We start from the raw sequence: 2095 nt of genomic DNA on the forward strand, positions 1-2095 counted from the left end.
CGACCCGTACAATGACGCCGACACGGTGTATACCTGAGGCAACGGGCGTGAAGTGCCCCATAAGGCGCGAGGTATCCGCTTTGCCCCGACCTCGTTGAAAAAGAGGCATTGGCCATTTCCGCTTCGTCGACGAGAACGGGTTCTCCGGCCAATTCGGGGTTGTCGAACCATTCTGCCGTGAACGGCCCGTTCGGAACCAGCGCGGGGTAGAATCAGGGCCGTGCACAATGTCCACCAAGTTCAAACCGGAAAGTGGCCTTATTAGACCAAGGATCGCGGCGTTACGAACCGCTCGAGATACCCGGTGCCCGCCGCAATCTCGTCCCATCCGTCGAGATCGATGTCGATAACCGCGAGTCCCGCCGTCGGGAACTTCTCCCGCATGCGACCCACGGCATCGGCATCGCCGTCCGCCACGATAAGCGAGGCCGCATTCTCCATGCCAGGATTGTGGCCGACGATGAGCAGCGTGCGAATGCCAGGTTCGACGGCCCGGATCACATCGAGGATGCGCTCGGCCGACACCTCATAGATCTCCGCCTCGCGTTCGGAGACCCTTTTCGAAAGGACCCCGCGGACGAGCTTCCAGGTTTCCTGCGCCCGGCGGGCCGGCGAGACGAGAGCGAGATCGGGGATCAGCTTTTCGCGCACGATATAGGCGCCTATGACGGGTGCTGCCTTGCGCCCGCGATCCGCCAATGGCCGCTTACGGTCGGACACACCGTCGGGCCAGGCGGATTTGGCGTGGCGCAGAAGGATGAGGCGGTGTTTCGGCACCACGGGGTTCAGCGCCATTTTATCGCGAGCCTCGTCAGCTAGAGCTTCGTTTCGTGTTGACTCCTGGAGCATGAAGGGCCTCCGATACAGCCCGCAAACTAGGCGGGCAGGTCCAGTCGTTTCGTCCTACATTTGCGAAACCTAGACATCCCACGGATTTCGCCGTTGGCGATGCTCAATCAACCGTGGAGCCCGTCTTGTCCGAAATCGAAATCAAGCTCGACCTCTCAGACGAAACTCTGGACGTCGTCCTGAGTTCCGATCGGCTTGGAAAACCGCATGAGGTCATCGAGCAGACATCAACCTATTTCGATACGCCAGATCGCAGGTGGTGGGATGTATCCACGCATGAAGGGCTGGACGATGCGATATCTGTGCTGGCTGCAGGTGCAACAGTTCGATCACCCCGCGCATCAGATCGCTTTGCAGGAAATGGTCGAGGCGGGACGCCGCGATTACACTCTGCTATTGCTGGGAACTCGACGACGAAGTCCCATCCCATCATGTCCCGCTCGGCTTTTGTTGGCGATTAGTCCCGCATCTTCGCAAAGCTCCCTCCGGTCATTGTACCGACATCTGATCAACCGGCGGGCTATTGGCCCGATTGGGCGCCAGCAGCCATGATACGTTCAGCGTTCGAACCGCTGCAGCATCCTCTTCAGTTGTGCATTTTGCAGTTGAAGCTTGCGCGCCAGCTGGACTCGCAGCAGCCTGATCTCTTCATCGAGGCGGATTGCGTCGTCAGAAACGGCGGGAACGCCTGGAGAGGGTGGCGGAATGGCTTCATCCCTGGCCGCTTTTTTGCCCCTGGCGCTGCGCTTTCGCGTTGCACCTTCGCCAGTCTGCGAGGGTTTCCGTGTGTCGTGTGCGACCGTACCGGCCTCATTGGATAAGGCCGGATCAGCCGCCTCCACCGGTCTGGTGCCTTCGATATCCGCCTTGCCATGATCACCGGTTGCCGTGTCTTCGGAATGATCCGGGTCCGCAGACACCGCCTCCGATGGATCGTGAGGGGCTGGCTTTTCTTCGGCCGGAAGATCCGCGCTGTTCAATCCGTTGTCGGCGACCGTTTCAGTCGGTTTGGCGATGGCTAATACATCCGGCTTCACGTCATCGGGCGAGCCCTGTTCTTGGTGCGGCTGACGTCGCGGTGACACAAGCCGGGCAAGAAGTTTCCATGGAGACGCCATTTTATCGACCTCGTATTCTACCCCGCATGCAGGCTGCGAGCAAAAGCGTTGGCGGCGGGACTAGCCGCCGCCAAGATGTTCGTCTCGATATAGCCCTGAGAATGCGGCCAGCGCTTGACCGGCGGCTG

General features: G+C 60.1%; 2 protein-coding genes and 1 pseudogene. 1 reads left to right on the forward strand and 2 read right to left on the reverse strand.

Annotated features, from left to right (window positions below; all coding sequences use genetic code 11):
• Window positions 1–261: 261 nt before the first annotated feature.
• Window positions 262–795: a histidine phosphatase family protein gene (locus tag FY112_RS29745; RefSeq protein ID WP_151519948.1), complete on the reverse strand. Its 534-nt coding sequence runs from the start codon at window positions 793–795 to the stop codon at window positions 262–264.
• Between the two features lie 312 nt (window positions 796–1107).
• Here FY112_RS29745 and FY112_RS29750 point away from each other — a divergent pair.
• A pseudogene (locus FY112_RS29750) lies at window positions 1108–1227 on the forward strand (IS110 family transposase); the annotation flags it as partial.
• A 179-nt stretch (window positions 1228–1406) separates the two neighbouring features.
• On the opposite strand, the gene FY112_RS29755 reads toward FY112_RS29750, so the two are convergent.
• Window positions 1407–1967 (reverse strand): hypothetical protein, encoded by a 561-nt coding sequence (locus FY112_RS29755; RefSeq protein WP_151519949.1) that lies wholly within the window; start codon window positions 1965–1967, stop codon window positions 1407–1409.
• Between the last annotated feature and the right edge of the window lie 128 nt (window positions 1968–2095).

Origin of the sequence: Rhizobium sp. PEPV16 (assembly GCF_008919455.1) — a bacterium.
Taxonomy (GTDB): Bacteria; Pseudomonadota; Alphaproteobacteria; order Rhizobiales; family Rhizobiaceae; genus Rhizobium; species Rhizobium leguminosarum_Q.

What these genes read in the sequence shown, in the direction of transcription:
- FY112_RS29745 (WP_151519948.1), bottom strand. Translation starts at nt 795, where the DNA reads ATGGCGCTGAACCCCGTGGTGCCGAAACACCGCCTCATCCTTCTGCGC.
- FY112_RS29755 (WP_151519949.1), bottom strand. Translation starts at nt 1,967, where the DNA reads ATGGCGTCTCCATGGAAACTTCTTGCCCGGCTTGTGTCACCGCGACGT.